General features: G+C 61.1%; 14 protein-coding genes and 1 pseudogene. 3 read left to right on the top strand and 12 right to left on the bottom strand.

Annotated features, from left to right (window positions below; all coding sequences use genetic code 11):
- Positions 1-267: 267 nt before the first annotated feature.
- On the bottom strand, positions 268-1677 hold the full coding sequence (locus FURADRAFT_RS05875; RefSeq protein ID WP_008953211.1) for an aminotransferase-like domain-containing protein: 1410 nt from the start codon (positions 1675-1677) through the stop codon (positions 268-270).
- A gap of 103 nt (positions 1678-1780) precedes the next feature.
- Here FURADRAFT_RS05875 and FURADRAFT_RS05870 point away from each other — a divergent pair, with 103 nt between their 5' ends.
- A complete protein-coding gene (locus FURADRAFT_RS05870) occupies positions 1781-2647 on the top strand; it encodes a DMT family transporter (RefSeq protein WP_008953210.1) in 867 nt (288 codons plus the stop codon).
- A gap of 67 nt (positions 2648-2714) precedes the next feature.
- On the opposite strand, the gene FURADRAFT_RS05865 is transcribed toward FURADRAFT_RS05870, so the two are convergent.
- The 9 genes from FURADRAFT_RS05865 to FURADRAFT_RS05840 form a co-directional block, all read right to left on the bottom strand.
- Complete coding sequence (locus tag FURADRAFT_RS05865) at positions 2715-3398, bottom strand: type 1 glutamine amidotransferase domain-containing protein (RefSeq protein WP_008953209.1); 684 nt, start codon at positions 3396-3398, stop codon at positions 2715-2717.
- A gap of 12 nt (positions 3399-3410) precedes the next feature.
- A complete protein-coding gene (nemA, locus tag FURADRAFT_RS05860; protein WP_008953208.1) occupies positions 3411-4517 on the bottom strand; it encodes an N-ethylmaleimide reductase in 1107 nt (368 codons plus the stop codon).
- 25 nt (positions 4518-4542) lie between these two features.
- On the bottom strand, positions 4543-5283 hold the full coding sequence (locus FURADRAFT_RS05855) for an NADPH-dependent oxidoreductase (RefSeq protein WP_008953207.1): 741 nt from the start codon (positions 5281-5283) through the stop codon (positions 4543-4545).
- 91 nt (positions 5284-5374) lie between these two features.
- Positions 5375-5980, bottom strand: a complete 606-nt coding sequence (locus tag FURADRAFT_RS05850; protein ID WP_008953206.1) for a TetR/AcrR family transcriptional regulator — start codon at positions 5978-5980, stop codon at positions 5375-5377.
- Between the two features lie 83 nt (positions 5981-6063).
- The gene (locus tag FURADRAFT_RS05845; protein WP_008953205.1) at positions 6064-6642 is read right to left on the bottom strand and encodes a tyrosine-type recombinase/integrase; all 579 of its coding nucleotides are present in this window, start codon (positions 6640-6642) and stop codon (positions 6064-6066) included.
- Between the two features lie 240 nt (positions 6643-6882).
- Positions 6883-7500 (bottom strand): hypothetical protein, encoded by a 618-nt coding sequence (locus FURADRAFT_RS20475; protein ID WP_008953204.1) that lies wholly within the window; start codon positions 7498-7500, stop codon positions 6883-6885.
- 85 nt (positions 7501-7585) lie between these two features.
- Positions 7586-7960 carry a hypothetical protein gene (locus FURADRAFT_RS20470; RefSeq protein WP_150105023.1) on the bottom strand — a complete coding sequence of 125 codons (375 nt, stop codon included), beginning with the start codon at positions 7958-7960 and terminating at the stop codon, positions 7586-7588.
- A gap of 63 nt (positions 7961-8023) precedes the next feature.
- Positions 8024-8308 carry a hypothetical protein gene (locus FURADRAFT_RS20465; protein WP_150105022.1) on the bottom strand — a complete coding sequence of 95 codons (285 nt, stop codon included), beginning with the start codon at positions 8306-8308 and terminating at the stop codon, positions 8024-8026.
- A gap of 783 nt (positions 8309-9091) precedes the next feature.
- The gene (locus tag FURADRAFT_RS05840; RefSeq protein ID WP_008953203.1) at positions 9092-9976 is read right to left on the bottom strand and encodes a LysR substrate-binding domain-containing protein; all 885 of its coding nucleotides are present in this window, start codon (positions 9974-9976) and stop codon (positions 9092-9094) included.
- A 144-nt stretch (positions 9977-10120) separates the two neighbouring features.
- Between FURADRAFT_RS05840 and ydiJ the strand changes: the two genes are divergently transcribed.
- Together ydiJ and FURADRAFT_RS21415 are read left to right on the top strand one after the other, a co-directional pair.
- Positions 10121-13168, top strand: coding sequence for a D-2-hydroxyglutarate dehydrogenase YdiJ (ydiJ, locus tag FURADRAFT_RS05835; RefSeq protein ID WP_008953202.1), 3048 nt, complete (start codon positions 10121-10123; stop codon positions 13166-13168).
- Positions 13169-13545: 377 nt separating this feature from the next.
- Positions 13546-13679, top strand: a pseudogene (locus FURADRAFT_RS21415) (IS3 family transposase); the annotation flags it as partial.
- Here the strand turns inward: FURADRAFT_RS21415 and mgtA are convergent.
- Complete coding sequence (gene mgtA / locus FURADRAFT_RS05830) at positions 13654-16221, bottom strand: magnesium-translocating P-type ATPase (protein WP_008953201.1); 2568 nt, start codon at positions 16219-16221, stop codon at positions 13654-13656. The pseudogene FURADRAFT_RS21415 and the gene mgtA sit on opposite strands and share 26 nt — an antisense overlap.
- 45 nt (positions 16222-16266) lie before the next feature.
- Positions 16267-17760: an RNB domain-containing ribonuclease gene (locus FURADRAFT_RS05825; RefSeq protein WP_008953200.1), complete on the bottom strand. Its 1494-nt coding sequence runs from the start codon at positions 17758-17760 to the stop codon at positions 16267-16269.
- Between the last annotated feature and the right edge of the window lie 232 nt (positions 17761-17992).

Raw genomic sequence — 17992 nt, 5'->3', positions numbered from 1 at the left:
GGTATCGCCGGTCCCTTGATTTCGTTATGGCCTATGCCTGCGGCGTCTGCCGCCATGGGGCCGCTCAGAACCCGTTCCCGATCTGTCGCAAGCGGCCCTCAGCGGGGTGGAGCGCAGCGCAGAAGCCGGCATGTACGGGAAGACCTGAGGGTTACGGTTCGCTGAGCGAATCCCTGCGTGCACATCTTTGATGTTCCCAGCGCAAGATTCGCACGCAATGCACGTGAGCCCCGATCAGGGATGCGCAGCAAGATCGGGAACGGGTTCTCAGCCGTGCAGCGTGTCGCCCATGACCTGCCACAGGCCGGCTTCGCCGCATTGCGCCACGTTGAAGCGCAGGTGGCGGCTGGGCGCGCCCGCCGGGCTGAAGTAGCGCCCCGGCGCCAGCAGCAGCGAGGCGGCGCGGGCGCGTTCGACCAAGGCGTCGAGATCGACCCCGGGTGGTGCCTCGGCCCACAGCAGGAAGCCTTCCGCCGGTTCGTGCCACAGCGTGAACCCCAGGGCCTTGAGGCGGGCGATGGCGTCGGCGCGCAGCGGCTCCAGCCGCTTGCGCAGGCCGTCGACGTGACGCCGGTAGCGTCCGCCGGTGAGTAGTCGGTAGACCAGCGTTTCCACGGCTTCCGGGGTGGTCATGCCGCTGATCAGCTTGATGTCGGTGAGTCCGGCGATGCGTCCGGGGTCGGCGGCGATGTAGCCGCAGCGCAGGTTGGCCGACAGCGTCTTGGTGAAACTGGCGAGGTAGATCACCCGCGACAACCCGTCGAGCGCCGCCAGCCGCACGCCGGGGCGCGCTTCGAAGTCGGCGTAGATGTCGTCCTCCACAGCCAGGCAGTTCCACTGTTCCAGCAGCTTGAGCACCTGGTGTGCCACCGGCAGCGTCAGGGTGCTGCCGGTCGGGTTGTGCAGCGCGCTGACGGTGAGGAACAGCCGCGGCCGGTGCTGGCGCAGGGCTTCGGCCAACCTGTCGGTGTCCGGGCCGTGCGGGGTGCGCGGAATGCCGACCACGTTGACGCGCGCCAGCCGGAGCGCGGCGTGGAAGTTGTAGAAGCCGGGGTCGTCCACCAGCACGGTGTCGCCCGGTGTGGTGACGAGGCGCAGGATCAGGTCGAGCGCATGGGTGGCGCTGCTGGTGGTGACGAGCTGCGCCGGCGACAGCGTCAGCCCCTGGGCTTCCAGTTTTTGCACCAGCGCCTCGCGCAGCGGCAGGTAGCCCTGCGGGCTGCCGTAGCCGACCAGGCGCGGCGCGGCCTGGGAGAGGGCGCGCCACTCGGCGGCGAGCGGGCCGTCCGCCAGCCAGGCCGCGGGCAGGCAGCCGACGCCCGGCTGCCAGCGCCGTTGCCCGGACAGGTTGAGCCGCATCAGCTCCACCTCTTGCGCCAGCGCGCTGTCGGCCGGGTGCGCCTCGTGCCCGTGCGGTGTGCTGCGCTGGCCGGCGACGAAGTAGCCGGCGCCGTGGCGGGCCTGGATCAGGCCGCGCGCCACCAGCCGCTCGTAGGCCTCGGCCACGGTGAAGCGGCTCACCGGGTAGCGCTCGGCCAGGGCGCGGATCGACGGCAGGCGCGCACCGGCCGGCCACAGCTGGCGGCGGATGTTGTCGCTGCAGAAGTCGACGATCTGCGTGGTCAGCGGCACGGGCTGCGTGGCGGCGATCGGCCAGTTGTCGGCGCAAACTGTCATGGTGGTGTGACCTGTACAGTGGGGAAGTGATTGGTGTAACTGTCTGGATTATGGCAGACAGTTTGGCGTTACGCTCAAGGCTCTTCAACCTGGGGAGTGCATCATGAGCACGACGGCATCGCAGCCGCTGGCCGGCCTGTTGTGGGGGCTGCTCGGCGTGGCCTGTTTCAGCGGTACGCTGGTGGCGTCACGGCTGGCCTCGTTCGAGCTCGACCCGATCTTCATCGGCTTGGGCCGCGCCTTGCTGCCCACCGTGCTGAGCGGGCTACTGCTGTGGCTGACCCGTGCCGCGCCGCCGACCGGGTTGCAGTGGCGCCGCTTGGCGCTGGTGGCCGGCGGCGTGGTGATCGGCTTCCCGCTGTTTTCCTCGCTCGCGGTGGCGCGGGTGGCGGCGTCGCATGCCGCCGTGTTCGGTGGCCTGCTGCCGCTGGCTACCGCGGGCTTCGCCACCTTGCGCGGCGGCGAGCGGCCGCGCCCCTTGTTCTGGCTGTTCGCGCTGGCGGGCAGCGCGCTGGTGGTGGGCTACGCCTGGTGGCAGAGTGCGGGCGGCTGGCAGGCGGCGGACGGCCTGATGCTGATCGCCATCCTGCTGTGCGGCGTCGGCTACGCCGAGGGCGGCCGCCTGGCGCGCGAACTGGGCAGCTGGCAGACCATCTGCTGGGCCTTGCTGCTGGCGGCGCCGTTCCTGCTGCTGCCGGTGTGGCTGACACGTCCGGCGGCGATCACCCATTGGCAGACCTGGGCCGGTTTCGCCTACGTCAGCCTGGTCAGCATGTTCATCGGCTTCTTCGTCTGGTATCGCGGCCTGGCGCTGGGCGGCGTGGCGCGGGTCAGCCAGGTGCAGCTGTTGCAGCCCTTCGGCATGATGTTGTGCGGCATGCTGGTGTTGGGTGAGCAGCTCAATACCGGCATGCTGCTGGTGACGGCGGGAGTGGTGCTGTGCGTGGCGCTGGGGCGCAAGGCGGTGTGAGATGCCGCCATGACAAAGGTTGGCCGAAGCCCGTTCTGACAGGGCTTCGGCCAACCTGCCGGCGCGCTCAGTGCGGCAGGCGGTGCCGCAGCGCTTCGGCCACGGCTTCCGACGAGGCCGGGTTTTGCCCGGTGATCAGCAAGCCGTCTTCCACCGCGAAAGAGTGCCAGTCCGGCCCGCGCTGATACGCGCCGCCCTTGGCTTGCAGCGCGTCTTCGAGCAGGAAGGGCACCACGTCGGCCAACCCGACCGCCTGTTCTTCGCTATTGGAGAAGCCGCTGACGCGGCGGCCGGCCACCACCGGCTTCCCCTCCGGTGTGAGCGCCCCGAGCAGGACCGCCGGGGCATGGCACACCGCGGCGACCGGCTTGCCCTGCGCCAGGAAGGCGGTGATCAGGGCCTGCGAGGTGCCGTCGTTAGCCAGGTCCCAGAGCGGGCCATGGCCGCCGGGGTAGAACACCGCGTCGAAGTCGTCGGCGCACACCGCGTCCAAACGCAGCGTTGCGGCCAGTTTGGCTTGCAGCGCGGTGTCGGCGTTGAAGCGTGCGGTGGCCGGCGTCTGCGACTCGGGCAGCGCGCTCTTCGGGTCGATCGGCGGCTGGCCGCCTTTGGGCGACGCCAGCGTCACCGACACGCCGTGGTCGACCAGCGCGTAGTACGGCGCGGCGAACTCTTCGATCCAGAAGCCGGTTTTATGGCCGGTGTCGCCCAACTGGTCGTGACTGGTGAGAACGAACAGAACCTTGCTCATGATCGACCTTTCTCAATGTGACACTGCCAGCGCCAGATAGTCGGTATAGCCCTCGGCGCCGCCGCCGTAGAAGCTTTCCGGGCGCGGCGGGTTGAGTTCGGCGCCCTGCGCGAAGCGCACCGGCAGGTCCGGGTTGGCGATGAAGGGGCGGCCGAAGGCCACGGCGTCGATCAGCCCGGCGCCGATCAGCTCCTCGGCCTTGTCCACAGTGTAGCCGCCGGCAGCGACGATGGGGTGCGGGTAGGCCGCCCGCACGGCGCGGCGGAACTCGTCCGGCCATTTCGGACCGCCGGCCCAGTCCGGCTCGGACAGGTGCAGGTAGGCGATGTGGCGCTTGGCGATCTCGCCGATCAGGTACAGCGCCATCTCCTGCTGGTCGATTTCCGACAGGCCGTTGAACACGCCCAGCGGCGACAGACGGATGCCGACGTGGGCGGCGTCCCATTCGGCAATCACCGCGTCCAGCACTTCCAGCACCAGGCGCGCGCGGTTTTCCACGCTGCCGCCGTACTGGTCGGTACGCTGGTTGGCCGCCGGCGACAGGAACTGGTCCAGCAGGTAGCCGTGCGCGGCGTGGATTTCCACCAGGTCGAAACCGGCGCGGCGCGCGTTGTCGGTGGCGCGGCGGTAGTCGTCCAGCAGGTCGGCGATTTCGGCGGTTTCCAGCGCGCGCGGGGTCGAGGTGGGGGCGCGCACCAGCTGGCCGTTTTCGTCACGGATGTTGGTGTTGCTGTCGGCCCTGATCGCCGACGGCGCCACCGGCGCCTCGCCGTTCGGCTGCAGGCTGGTGTGCGAGATGCGGCCGGTGTGCCACAGCTGGATGGCGATCTTGCCGCCGGCGGCGTGCACGGCGTCGTTGATCTCCTGCCAGGCGCGCACCTGCTGCTCGCTGTAGATGCCCGGCGCCCCGGCGTAGCCCTTGGCGGTGGGCGAGATGTGGGTGCCCTCGTTGATGATCAGGCCGGCGCCGGCGCGCTGGCGGTAGTACTCGATGGCGAGCGGCGTGGGCAGGTCATCCGGCTCGGTGTTGCGCAGGCGGGTCAGCGGCGCCATCAGCACGCGGTTGTTCAGGGTCACGGCGCCAAGGCGCAGCGGAGTGAGCAGTTTGTCGGCTTGCATGGGGAGTCCTCTGGCTGAGTTGGGGTTACTGATCGAATCCGAAGCCCTGCTGGCGGGCCACCGGGGCCACCTGCGGGAAATACACCTGCTGGTAGTAGCGCGCGGTATTGCTGCTCCACGGCTCGCCGTCGTCACGGCCGATGCGCTGCCAGTGCGCGGCCAGCTGCGCGTCGTAGGCGGCGATGTGGCCGGGCAGGTCGGCGGCGTTGTAGCGCTCGCGATGCGCGAAGCTCGCCAGCGGCAGGCGCGGCTTGATGTCGCCGGCGTCGGCGGCGTAGCCGATGGCCACGCCGGCCAGCGGGAAAGTGAGTTCCGGCCGCTGCAGCAGGTCGATCATCGCCGCCGGGTTGCGGCGGATACCGCCGATCGGCACCACGCCGAGGCCGGCCGAGCGCGCCGCGGTCATCAGGTTGCCCAGCGTGATGCCGGCATCCACCGCCGCCACGGCAAAACCCTCCACGCTGTCGTGGATCACCTGATGCTTGCCGGCCCTCTCCACGCCGAGGCGGGTCTTGTAGAAGTCGGCCACCACGGTGATGAACACCGGTGCCTGCGCGATCCACGGCTGGCCGCCGGCCAGCTCGGCAATTTTCTGGCGGCGCGCCGCGTCCTGCACCACCACCAGCGACACCTGCTGGCCGTTGATCGAGGTGGGGCCGTGCCAGGCCGCCTGGATGATGGCGTCCAGCACCTCGGCCGGTACCGGCTTGTCCTGGTAGCTGCGGATGCTGCGGTGTTGCTGCATCTGTTCGAGTGTCGCGTTCATCGATCGCTCCGTCGTTTCGAAAAGAATAGACCGGTCGTCTAGTCTCGGTGTCAAAAAAAAACCGCCTGCACGCTGGCAAACGGTATCGCTCTCAGGCCGCGCTGCAGGGCAGCAGCAGGCCTTGGGTATGGATCATCGCGGCCTGCAACGGTCGCAGACTGTGTTGGGTCTTGTACATCAGCGCCGCGCCCAGCCACAGGCTGTAGAGCGCGTAGGCGGTGTCGTCCGGCGGCAACTGCGGCTTGATCGAACCGTCGGCCTGGCCCTCGCGGATACAGGCCGCCAGCCGCTGCACGATGGCCAGCATGCCCTCGTCCAGCGCCACGCGCATTGGCTCGGACAGGTCCGACACCTCGGCCGCCAGCTTCACCGCCAGGCAGCTCTGCGCCTCGCAGCGGGCGTGGTTGTCCAGCCACTGTTGGAAGTAGGCCAGCAGCCGCTCGCGGCCATTGCCGACGCTGTCGTCGGTCAACAAGCCGCCGACACGCTCGCGGTAGCCGCTGAAGTAGCGTGTCAGCATCGCCACGCCGAAGTCTTCCTTCGACTTGAAGTAATGGTAGAACGACCCCTTGGGCACCCCCGCCTCGGACAACAGCTCGGTCAGGCCCAGCGCGGTAAAGCTGCGGCCATGGATCAAGCCCTCGCCGGTGGCGAGGATGTGTTCGCGGGTATCGGGGTATAAGCTGGGGCGTGCCATGGACGAAGAATAATAGACCGACCGTCTAGTTACAAGCAGAACCGCCTCGAGTGTGGTTTTTTGTCCTCTGTTGTTCCTGTCTATTAAAGTCGAAAACAGTTTAATAAAGTCGAAAACAAGTTATTAAAGTCGCCCAGGAGCAACTGAACGGCCCTCAGGTTTTTTGTCCGTTTGTAAATCAGTGTCGCCTTGGTCCGGCGCATGGTGTGGGTGCCGTAGGCGGAGGTGTCGAGTCCAGCCGCGGCGATCCACTGATGGACGATCCGGGCGTACTGCCGTGTCGAAACATGAGGCGACCTGGTGACCCGGCTGGGAAACAGATACTGCTCTGGCTTGAGATTCGCCTTGGCAATCCACGCCGCCACCGCAGTCCGGGTCGGTTCGGTTAGCTCAAATTGAACAGGACGCTGGGTCTTCCGCTGCACGACCATGGCCCGGGGCAGGATCTGATTGCCGTGGGTGACGTCCCGGACCCGCAGATTCACGAGGTCGCAGCCCCGCAACCTGCTGTCGATGGCCAGATTGAACATGGCCAGGTCTCGCACCTGATGGGCATTCTGCAGATGGGTCCGGATGGCCCAGATGTCCTTCGGCTTCAGCGGTGGCTTCTGGCCGACCAGTTTGCCCTTGTTCCAAGGTTCCCGAGAGCGAGTGGATTCCATGACAGACTCCTTGTTGTTGAAGGGAGTCTTATTGTTCTGCCAAACCGGGAACGGCAGGTTTCGGGCTTACTGGAGAATACGCGCTCCCGGCCAATTGCGGACATACCAAAGCTCCAACTACTCAGTAGCTGAACGGCCGTTGTTTATCGCAAAGCTGCCATAAACATTTAAGGTAAGTGGCGCCGAAAAAGCGGAGCTTTTTTGGCGTCCCGCTTGACCACAATGTTAGGTGTGCAGCTCTCAGTTTGTGGTCGAGTGATTTGCATAAAGCTCCGTAACTTTGTTTTTGTGAATCCTCAAAGCCAGAATACTGCTTATATCAGACTCACCGTCTTTCCCTTCATACAGATAGTAAATTACCGATGCAGACGCTCTGTTTGGAGTACCCAGTATGCTTTTTATTCTCTCAACGGTCTCGTCAAGCCAGATGCCGTTGTCTATGGAGGCGACCGCCGCTTTGTTGGCTGGAATTGGGCACAGAGAATTTTCTGTTTCTGCACGTTCGAGTTGTTTTGCAACCATGCCGTCAATGTACTCTTGCCCACCAAGCTCACTTGATGTAAGCCAAATACGCACATGCGCAACCGGCACTGTATAGCAGACCCACATTAGAAATTCGCCGGCATCACCTTGCTGTCCGATGGGGGCCTTGCCCAAAGCGCCGAGGATGTCATTGAACGTGGTTTTTTCAAAAGTGACGTGAAATGAGCCTAGCGTTACACCTGTGACAGGCTGAATTCGCGTTCCGCTGGACTTGATGTCCGGTACTGGCCACGCTGGAGGTGGGAGAGAACTTTCGCCTTGGGCCGCACCCGCGACTAGTAGGATAAACGCTATGGCGGTTTGAGAAAGTTTCATGTGCACCTAACGTAGAGCTAACCGGCTCGCCAAAGCACAGCTTTGGCGAGTCCAGCGACCGAAGGGAGCGAGGTTAAGCGCCATGTTAGGGTCGCTTTTTAACCTGAACATTTGAAACTTCCTCCACACACACCAATTGCATTTGCCCAGGCTTTGATTTGGTAAATGGGCAAACCAAGAAGTCTCCGGAAATGTCTTTGCCAAAGCCAACTTCGTTTCTAATGCTCTCAGGAATAGCCAAAGGGTCTTCGTCTTTAATAATCCCAAGTAATCGATGCGGACCTATTGGCCAGATGCGTAAGCCGGGCGTGCCATTGTAGGCAGACAACCGACCATGCACGGTAAAACAGGCCGCGACAAGCTGTGGGTTGCTTTTACAACCAGCCTTCATATCTATTTCAGCACCAAAACTCTTGGTGCTCGCAAAAAGAACGATGAAGGTCACAAGTGCGAAACGCATACGCCCCTAACGTTGGAATTCAGCCGCGCCGAAGGCGTAGGCTGCAATGCACTGTTAGACCGATTAACGCCACTGGTAAGATGCGGCCCTAACGATTGCTTCAATTGTTTCTATTTTTAACTGAGGAAAATTAGCAGCCAAATCTGCTTTCGCAATTTGAGAGCAGGCGGAAAGATCTGCATCTTTCCAATACTTTTCCTCAAGTGCTTTATTCCAGACATCCAACAGGACGTCTATTGCTGCGACAGACAATGACGGATTACTTAAAATATTTTCCATAAACAACCAAGGCATACTCCATTCAGAGAATGCTTCAACAGCCAGGTTAGTTTCTTCAAACGCATCCATATACCTGTCTAACAGTGTATATACAGACACACGGGCCCGTATATTAATAGTTATTGCTGACATCCATTATTGTACTCAAACACCATATTTTTCAAGGTGTTCGTCATAGGCTTGTCCGTATATCAACCCGCAATACGCTGGATGCCTTGGCCGTGTCCCCGTCGACCGCTACAACGGCGGCATGATAACTCTAAGCTGTCGTTTTCGTTATGACCAGGAAACGACAGCTTTGGGTCGGATGCCGTCCTTTGCCGCTGAGGAAAGCAGTCATTTAGAGCAGGCATACCGCTACCATCAGCTACCCGACAGATAGCTGACGTAGCGCGGGTTGCCTTCCAATGGAAGCAAAGGCGGATGAACTGCCGGGTAGCGTATCGGTTGCTCTTAGCGGTAAGCTTTCAGTGTGATCATGAGGTGCGACATCCCTGTCTGGATAAGGCTTGCAGGCAGATGACGAGTTAGTTGTTTTCGACTTTAATTGATGGTTTGTGAGAGAGTTGCTTCAGTGGGGCCGGTTTGTTTTCGACTTTAGCCAAAACTCCAACTGAAACAGGGCCTCTTAAAGCCTTGCTAGAGCAGGGGGCTTGTTTTCGACTTTAATAGACCAGAATATCTGTTGTTCTGCGCAAATATAGTCGTAGACGATTTATTAAAGTCGTAGACAGTGCCTGATTTGAACGAACGCTCGCCTTGCGACGGGGCTAGGCCTCCTCTGGGGGAGTATGCCCTCCAACCCGGCTGCAACCTCCAAGCAGGGGGAACAGAGAAGGAGTTTATTCTTACTCAGCAAGCGCTGAGCAGCCAGTCTCGAAATGCAGTCAAGGAAGGGAGCGAGGCATTTCTCGGGGGGTAAACCAGGTAATAGCTGCGCGGGCTGGCGATGGCCTCGCCAATAGTGATGAGTTCTTTGCGTTGCAGTTCGTCCATTATCAGGGCCTGTGGCACCAGGCCGATGCCGATGCCTGCCCTGACCGCCTGGATCAAGTGGGACGTGAGTTCGAAGCTCGGCCCCATGCGCATTTGGCGATGATCGAGGTGATAGTGCGAGAACCACTCGGCCCAGGCTTGCGGATTGCTGGCGACCGTCAGCAAGGTCTGCTTCATGGCCCAATCCGGCGCTATGTCTTGGCCGTCTTCAACTCCGGACGGATCGACAATGGCAACGAGAAATTCGTTGTATAGCCGATGCGCCATCATCCCGGGCCAATCGCCGGTGCCGACGGTGATGGCGGCATCGATCTCGCTGGTATTGAAATCGATATCCCCTATTCGCGAATGGATGTGGATCGTCACGCCAGGGTGGCTTGCATAGAACTCATGCAGGCGCGGCAACAGCCATTTGGACCCGAACGTCGGCAGCGTTGCCAGGCGTAGTGCCCCGGTCCCTGATTGCGAAGACATGGCTTGCAAGGTCGCGCTACGGATGCGTCCCAGCGCTTCGCTCAACTCCAGGTAGTAACGACGTCCCGCATCGGTCAGCCTGACCGATCTTCCTTCGCGCCGGAATAACTTGAGCCCCAGATGCTCCTCGAGCGCCTGCACCTGGCGGCTGATGGCGCTCTGGCTGAGCGACAGCTCTTCCGCCGCACGCGTGTAGCTCTCATGTCGAGCCGCGGACTCGAATACCAGCAGTAGCGACATCGAGGGTGTCAGGCGCCGATGATTCATGAGTTTTACTCATTCTTTTGCTGTGAAATTGTCGTTTGTTGCCGTGAAGTGGCTCAGGGATACTAGCACCATTGTGGGAATGCCACTTCCATCTCATGCAGACAGGTCAAGGTTTCTCCTTGGCTCATCACTACGGTTGCCGCTATGTCGATTGCTCTACTCGCCCAAACAGACGCAGAACTGCCCTCAACGACTCGTGCGTTCCTCGACGCACTCAAGGCGAGTGGGTTTGTTGGAGAGATCAGTGCCGACTACGGCACTCGAACGGTGCTGTCGACGGATAACTCCATCTACCAGCGCCTGCCCCAGGCGGCGGTTTACCCTGCCGATGCCCACGATGTGCAGCGCCTGGCGGCTCTCATGGATACGCCGTCTTATCGGGATGTGGTGCTCACCCCCCGTGGTGGCGGAACGGGCACCAATGGGCAATCGCTGACCCATGGCGTGGTGGTCGATCTCTCCCGTCACATGAACCGCATCCTGGAAATCAACCCCGAGGAACGGTGGGTGCGGGTACAGGCAGGGGTGGTCAAGGATCAGCTCAATGCCGCCCTCAAGCCGTATGGACTGTTCTTCGCGCCCGAGCTGTCCACGTCCAACCGGGCGACCATCGGCGGAATGATCAATACCGATGCGAGCGGGCAGGGGAGCTGTACCTACGGCAAGACCCGCGACCATGTCCTGGCGCTTGATTTTGTGCTGATGGGCGGCGAGCGCCTGCATGGCAGGCCACTAGATGAGCAAGAGCTGGAGCAGCAATGCGCTCGTCAGGACCGCGTGGGCAAGGTGTACCGTGCGGCGCGCCAGATCAGTGAAGAAAAAGCGGCGCTGATCGAAGCCAAGTTTCCCAAACTCAACCGTTGTCTGACCGGCTACGACCTGGCCCACTTACGCGAACCGGATGGACGGTTCAACCTCAACAGCGTGCTCTGCGGCGCCGAGGGGTCGCTGGGTTTTGTCGTCGAGGCCAAGCTCAATGTGCTGCCGATACCGAATTATTCGGTGCTGGTGAATGTGCGCTACGGCAGTTTCATGGACGCGCTGCGCGACACGCGTGCCCTGTTGGCCCTTAACCCGCTGTCGATCGAGACCGTCGATTCCAAGGTATTGCTGCTGGCCATGCAGGATATCGTCTGGAATAGCGTGGGTGAGTATTTTCCTCAGGACAAAGACCGCGAGACCCTGGGGATCAACCTCATCGAATTCAGCGGCGATGATGCCGGGCAGGTCGATGCGCAGGTGGCCGATTTCATCGCTCACCTGCGCACGGATACGACCGTGGAACGCCTGGGCCATACCATTGCGGTGGGAGAGGCCGAAGTAAAGCGGGTGTACGCCATGCGCAAGCGCGCGGTCGGCCTGTTGGGCAATATCCAGGGCGAAGCGCGTCCGCAGCCTTTTGTGGAAGACACGGCGGTGCCGCCGGAGAATCTGGCGGACTTCATCGCTGAATTCCGGGCGCTGCTGGATCAGTACAAGCTGCAGTACGGCATGTTCGGCCACGTCGATGCCGGCGTGCTGCACGTGCGGCCCGCACTGGATATGAAAGATCCGCAGCAAGCCGCACTGGTCCGGCCGATTTCCGATGGCGTCGCCGCGTTGACGCAACGCTATGGCGGGTTGTTGTGGGGTGAGCATGGGAAGGGGGTGCGCTCGGAGTACGCTCCGGCATTCTTCGGCGAACTTTACCCGTCTCTGCAACAGCTAAAGGCGGTGTTCGACCCCTATAACCAGTTCAATCCGGGCAAGATCGCCACGCCGCCAGCCAGCACGATCCAGCTATTGAAGATCGATGAGGTGAGCACGCGCGGGGAGCTCGACCGGCAAATCGACGAGCGCGTCTGGCAGAGCTATGGCACCGCCATGCATTGCAACGGCAACGGCGCGTGCTACAACTTCGACCCCGACGATGCGATGTGCCCCTCATGGAAGGCGACACGCGACCGTGTCCATTCCCCGAAAGGGCGGGCTTCGCTGATGCGGGAATGGCTGCGCCTGCAAGGACAAGCCGGGGTGGATGTGCTCGAGGTCGCGCGCCAGCGCCAGTCCTTTGCTGGAAGCTTCCTCAAGCGCTGGCGCAATAGCCGGGCGGCGCGGCGGGGGAGGGCGGATTTTTCGCATGAGGTCTACGACGCCATGGCGGGCTGCCTGGCATGCAAGTCCTGTACCGGCCAATGCCCCGTCAAGGTCAGCGTACCCGAGTTTCGCTCGCGCTTTCTGGAACTGTACCACCGCCAATACTTGCGCCCTTTGCGCGATTACATGATCGGCTCGCTGGAATACAGCATGCCGTATCTCGCCAAGGTGCCGGCTCTCTACAATGGCCTGATGAGCCAAACTTGGGTGTGCAAACTTCTCACCCGGCATGTCGGTATTGTCGACAGCCCGCTCTTCAGCCGCTTCAAGCTGGCGGATACGCTGCGCCGCTGGGACGTCCGGCCGGCCACGCCCCAGGCCTTGTCCAGGTTGTCGGGTGAACAGCGTGCCCGTAGCGTAATCCTGGTGCAGGATGCCTTTACCCGTTACTTCGAGACGGAGCTGTTCAGTGCCTTCATAGAGCTGGCCGCGCGTTTGGGCTATCAGGTGTGGGTTGCCCCGCTAAGCCCGAACGGCAAACCGCTGCATGTGCAGGGCTTTCTTCACGCCTTCGCAAAAGCAGCGATACGCAATGCGAGTCAGTTGCAGGAAGTTGGCCAGTTCGACATCCCTCTGGTTGGCCTGGACCCCGCGATGACGCTGACCTACCGGCAGGAGTACGCCAAAGTGCCGGAAATGGGGACGCCGCCGCAGGTTTTGCTGCCGCAGGAGTGGTTGCAGCAGGCATTGCCGGAGGCCGTCACGCAGGTAGGCACCCGCTACCGCTTGTTGCCCCATTGTACGGAAAAGACCAATGCACCGGACAGCAACCGGCAGTGGGAGCAGCTATTCAAGCGCCGCGGCTTGCAGCTGCTGGTACAGCCGACAGGGTGCTGCGGCATGTCTGGCACCTATGGCCACGAAGCACGCAATGTGTCGACTTCAGAGGTCATCTTCCAGCAATCGTGGGCCGCTCATGTTGACGCTCCGGCGAGTGAGGGCGAGGCGCTGGCGACCGGCTACTCATGCCGGAGTCAGACCAAGCGCTTTGCCGGCCGTCAGCTTCGCCATCCGCTGCAAGTCTTGCTGGATGAGGTGCGGGGCGGTGGGCGGTAGGGCGGTAGGTAAGTGGCTTCTAAGACTTGAGCGGGATCCTGCATACGGCTAGCCCTGCACGTCATTGTCTTCATAACAAATGCCCGTATTCTTATAGGCGGGCTCTGTTCATGAATTCAATAATGTCGATAGCGTCCGTCAAGGTGGTGTAAATTTCAGGGCCGAACTCTGGTCCGGTTTTCCAGGTTTACACGCCCAGTAGCGGGGTGTTGTCTGGCAGGCCCTCTGCAGGCTCCGCCATGGTGTGCTGCGGCCTGCATTTACACCACTTCCGTGGACTCTATCCTCGACCGCCGCGGCCGGTCTGCACATACTGTGGACAGGCCGGCCCTCGGTGGGGGCGGATTCAACCGAGGATGCAACAGCGTGGTGAAATCGTTCGACGCCTGTGTCGCGTGATGTCGGGTGCCCCGGTGGTTGCTATGCATGGCGGGCGGCTTCGCAATCACCCCGAGCACGGCAGGGCTGGCGCTTGCTTGACTACATCAAGCCGCCCTGGCTCGAAAGCGGTGGCGACGATGGTGATTCGCCATCGACCATCGGTAAAAGCCTTGTTTAGCCAGTTCGACAACAAACAGATAGACAAGCACCATGCCACTCAGGATGAAAAAAAAGCGCGCGGGCGGCGGTTCAAATCGGAAATGGACCCCTAATGGTGTGAACGGTAATAGCATCGCGACGGCCACCACCAGTAGCGATGTCGCCGTCAGAATCGGGTTGGCACGACTTTTCAGGGGGCTCCCGCGGGTTCGAATGATGAAAATCACCAGCACCTGGGTACACAGCGATTCGACGAACCAGCCCGTTTGAAACAGCTTTTCGTCCGCGTGCAAGACAGCCAGCATCACGTAGAACGTCATGAAATCGAACACTGAACTAATCGGCCCGATCACCAGCATGAAGTTGCGGATGAAACTCAGGTCCAACACTCGCGGGCTGGCAATTTCCTCGGCATCAACCTCGTCGAGCGGGATCGGCACTTCCGAGACGTCGTAAAGGATGTTGTTGAGCAGAATCTGTGTCGGCAACATCGGCAGGAAAGGCAGAAACAGCGAAGCGCCGGCCATGCTGAACATGTTGCCGAAGTTGGAACTGGTTCCCATCATGATGTACTTCATGATGTTGCCAAAAGTACGACGCCCTTCCAGTACCGCCTCATGCAGCACATGCAGATCGTGTTTCAGCAGGATCATGTCGGCCGCTTCCTTGGCGACATCCACCGCCGAATCGACCGAGATACCGACATCTGCCGAATGCAGCGATGGTGCATCGTTGATGCCATCCCCCAGGTATCCGACCACATGACCGCGCGCCTTGAGTGCCTGGATCACGCGATCCTTCTGGGCTGGATTGACTCGACAGAAGAGGTTAGCCGTTTCGACCCTGGCACGCAGGGTGTGGTCGTCGATCTGCTCGATTTCCTTGCCAGTCAGAAGTCCCGTGACAGGTATGTTGAGTTGGGTGCAGACATGCCGGGTGACGAGATCACTGTCGCCCGTAACGATCTTGATGGTTACCCCTGCGTTTTCCAGTGCCTTGAGTGCCGAGGCGGCGCTCTTTTTGGGCGGGTCGAGGAAGGCGGCAAACCCGGCCAGTACGAGTTCCGTTTCGTCACTCAGCACCGCGTGGGGATGATCCTGTGCCACCTGGCGCCAGGCGATACCCAGCACGCGGAAGCCTTCCGCCTCGAGGGCGTGGTACTGGGTCTGAATCACCGATCGGGCGGACTCATCCAGCGGGCGCTGGAGTGGGCTACCTTGCGTTTCATAATGGGTGCACAGGCCGACTATTTCATCGGCCGCTCCCTTCACTACTAGCCATCGGTCTTGGCCGTTATCCAGTAGCACCGAGACACAACGACGCTCGAAGTCGAATGGGACTTCATCCACTTTTTTCCAGGACGTCACGTCGACATGTTGGTGGTTGAGGATAGCTTCATCGAGAGGGTTCTTCAGGCCGCTTTCGAAGAAACTGTTCAAATAGGCGAGTTCCAATACCCGCTCGCTCGATTGGCCTTCTGCATCGACATGCCGTTCCATCGTGATTTTGGCTTCGGTCAGCGTGCCCGTTTTGTCTGTGCACAGCATGTCCATCGAGCCCAGGTCCTGAATGGCCGCGGGTCGTTTGACGATCATGTGCTTCTTGGCCATCCGCAATGCGCCACGCGCCAAGGTGACCGAAATGATCATCGGCAAGAGTTCCGGCGTCAGGCCCACGGCGAGCGCCACGGCGAACAAGAATGAATCCAGCCACGGCTTGTGAAACCAGAGATTCACGAGCAATACGAACAGCACCATCAACACCGTCAAGCGCATGATCAGCATGCCGAAGCGGCGCGCGCCCAGCTCGAACGATGTCGCGGGCGCTTGTCGGGAGATGCTGTCCGCGATTTCACCAATGGCGGTCGCGGTGCCGGTCTTGACTACGAGGATACGGGCGCTGCCGCTGATGACCGAAGTGCCCATGAATACCGCATTGGTCGCTTCCTGAATTTCAGTGGCCGTAGTAGGGAGCTCGCCAGGGTGCTTCTCTACTGGGTAGGTCTCCCCCGTCAGCAGCGCCTGCTTGACGAAGAAGTCGCGTGCTTCAAGAACGCGTCCGTCGGCAGGGATCAAGTCGCCGGCCGACAGCAACGCGAGATCGCCGGGAACGACTTGAGCTACCGAAATCTCCTTGTTCTGACTATCACGTACCACGATGGCGCGAATGGAAACAGATTGCCGTAGCTTATCGGCAGCCTGGTTGGCACGGTGTTCCTGCACAAAGTCCAGCGTGACGCTCAGCAGCACAATGAAGCTGATGATGAGGAAGTTTGTGACCTCTCCGGTAAAAGCCGAAACAGCACTGGCGACGAGGAGGATGAGGACCAGAGGGTTCTTGAAGCGGCTGAGGTACTGCCGTAGCAACGATTTTTCGTCTCGTTCCCGGAACAGGTTGGGGCCGAATTGGGCAAGCCTCTTTCTTGCCTCGGCACTGGACAACCCGGCATTGAGCTTGGAAAGATGGTCAGGTTCACCCGTCAGCGACTCAAGCCACCACACCTTGGATTTCATAGAGCCGCCTTGGTATCGTCTGCTCATTCCCGCAAAACGCGGGAGTTAGTGTACGAGAACGAAGTCAATGAAGCCTCGCTCCACGGATGTGGACACCAATCGCACCCGTACTAGTTGCCCAACTTTCAACTCGGGCAAGTCGCCAGTCAGCCGCCCCTCCGCCGGCGGTTCAAAAATACGCACCCAACTGCCTTCGTCCCCGCTGCCGGTTATCAGGGCATCAAAGCGTTGTCCGATTCGCGAATGCAGCAGCAGAGCCGCTTCAGACTTGCGGAGCTGTCGCTCCACCTTTCGTGCGGCGTCTTCTTGCATGGTGCAGTGCAAGGCCAGTTCGTCCAGTTCATCATTGGAGTATGGCGACACGCTACCGGCCAGTGCCGCCTTGAGCAGACGTAATGTGATCAAGTCCGGGAAGCGCCGATTGGGTGCCGTAGAGTGCATGTAGTCCTGCACGGCCAGGCCAAAGTGACCGATAGGTGGCCCATGGGGCCGCTCTACCACGTATTCTCCCGAGCCCATCAGTTTTACGATCACGAGCGAAAGATCGGGAAAGCGCAGCGGGTCGGTCTTGTGTTGAAGAGCGAGAAAGGCTTCGAGCGCCTGGCCATCAGGCTGGCTGGGAAGCTGCGCGTTATAACCGTTGGCCACGCTGACGATGCGCTGCCAGCGTTCGGGCGAGCGCACCACCCGCCGCAGAGAGGCACTCCCTTGCTGAGCCAAGAAGCGTGCTGTGCAGCCGTTGGTGGCGATCATCAGTTCTTCGATCAGCTGACGTGCCCGGTTTTGCTCCTGCTGTTTTATGTCGGTGATTTGTTCGCCATGGAATACTGCCCTGGGTTGGAAGGTTTCAAATTCCAGGGAGCCCTGTGCACGTCGCAGCACCCTTAATTTTTGGGCAAGCTCATCCTGCATGCGCAACTGGGTGTTCATCCCCGTGATGCGTTGCGCCGCGGCGGGCAACTCGCCTGTCCCTTCGATCCAGGCGGAGACATCGTCATAAGCGAGCTGGGCCTTGTTGCGAACCAGGGCGCGGTAAATGGTCGGGTGGACCAGGACACCGTCGCAGGTGAACTCCATCTCGGTCACTAGGGCCAAGCGGTCTTCGTCGGGGTTGAGGGAAGTTAGATCGGTGCACAAACGTTCGGGCAGCATATGAAAAACGCGTGCCGAGGTGTAAACGGAAGTGGTGTTGACGCGGGCATGCTCGTCAATTTGTGATCCCTTTGTGATGAGTGCATCAACGTCGGCAACCGCTACGAATACCCGCACCGAACCTCGTGCCAGGGGCTGGATTGCCGTCAGTTGGTCAAGGTCACGGGAGTCGTCGTTGTCAATCGAACACCAGAGCAGCGCCGTCAGGTCCCGAATATGGCTATCCGACTCCCGGGCGGGCCCTTTCAGCCGGGCGAGTTCCTGCTGTACGCCGCGAGAATACTCTGGGTCAAGTCCGCGGCTGAACATTGCCAACGTGGCAATCGTGATGAGGTTTGTTCGGTGATTGCTTAATGCGTGACGCATCTTACCCCCGGTGGTCGTCATGCTCTATTCCACCATGAACGCGTGGCTGTCTTGGCTGGCCACCAAACAAACGACTTCCCTCAGCTGAGGCGGTCACGTGACTCATCAGTGGCAGGGGAGGGCCGACATCCGTCCAGAACCCTGCGATGGCGGATGGGGGCACAAGGCAAGCCGCCTGCCGAGACCAAGAATTGAATCCTTATTCGGCAAGACTGAAACATCCCATGCTAGAAAAACAGCCTGCTCGTCCTGT

The organism is Pseudogulbenkiania ferrooxidans 2002, assembly GCF_000174355.1.
GTDB classification, from domain to species: domain Bacteria; phylum Pseudomonadota; class Gammaproteobacteria; order Burkholderiales; family Chromobacteriaceae; genus Pseudogulbenkiania; species Pseudogulbenkiania ferrooxidans.
Note: the sequence above shows the minus strand (reverse complement) of the source record. Positions and strands in the feature narration are given on the sequence as shown.

Coding starts and splice junctions, on each gene's coding strand:
- FURADRAFT_RS05875 (WP_008953211.1), bottom strand. CDS start 1,677: ATGACAGTTTGCGCCGACAACTGGCCGATCGCCGCCACGCAGCCCGTG.
- FURADRAFT_RS05870 (WP_008953210.1), top strand. CDS start 1,781: ATGAGCACGACGGCATCGCAGCCGCTGGCCGGCCTGTTGTGGGGGCTG.
- FURADRAFT_RS05865 (WP_008953209.1), bottom strand. CDS start 3,398: ATGAGCAAGGTTCTGTTCGTTCTCACCAGTCACGACCAGTTGGGCGAC.
- nemA (WP_008953208.1), bottom strand. CDS start 4,517: ATGCAAGCCGACAAACTGCTCACTCCGCTGCGCCTTGGCGCCGTGACC.
- FURADRAFT_RS05855 (WP_008953207.1), bottom strand. CDS start 5,283: ATGAACGCGACACTCGAACAGATGCAGCAACACCGCAGCATCCGCAGC.
- FURADRAFT_RS05850 (WP_008953206.1), bottom strand. CDS start 5,980: ATGGCACGCCCCAGCTTATACCCCGATACCCGCGAACACATCCTCGCC.
- FURADRAFT_RS05845 (WP_008953205.1), bottom strand. CDS start 6,642: ATGGAATCCACTCGCTCTCGGGAACCTTGGAACAAGGGCAAACTGGTC.
- FURADRAFT_RS20475 (WP_008953204.1), bottom strand. CDS start 7,500: ATGAAACTTTCTCAAACCGCCATAGCGTTTATCCTACTAGTCGCGGGT.
- FURADRAFT_RS20470 (WP_150105023.1), bottom strand. CDS start 7,960: ATGCGTTTCGCACTTGTGACCTTCATCGTTCTTTTTGCGAGCACCAAG.
- FURADRAFT_RS20465 (WP_150105022.1), bottom strand. CDS start 8,308: ATGGATGCGTTTGAAGAAACTAACCTGGCTGTTGAAGCATTCTCTGAA.
- FURADRAFT_RS05840 (WP_008953203.1), bottom strand. CDS start 9,976: ATGAATCATCGGCGCCTGACACCCTCGATGTCGCTACTGCTGGTATTC.
- ydiJ (WP_008953202.1), top strand. CDS start 10,121: ATGTCGATTGCTCTACTCGCCCAAACAGACGCAGAACTGCCCTCAACG.
- mgtA (WP_008953201.1), bottom strand. CDS start 16,221: ATGAAATCCAAGGTGTGGTGGCTTGAGTCGCTGACGGGTGAACCTGAC.
- FURADRAFT_RS05825 (WP_008953200.1), bottom strand. CDS start 17,760: ATGACGACCACCGGGGGTAAGATGCGTCACGCATTAAGCAATCACCGA.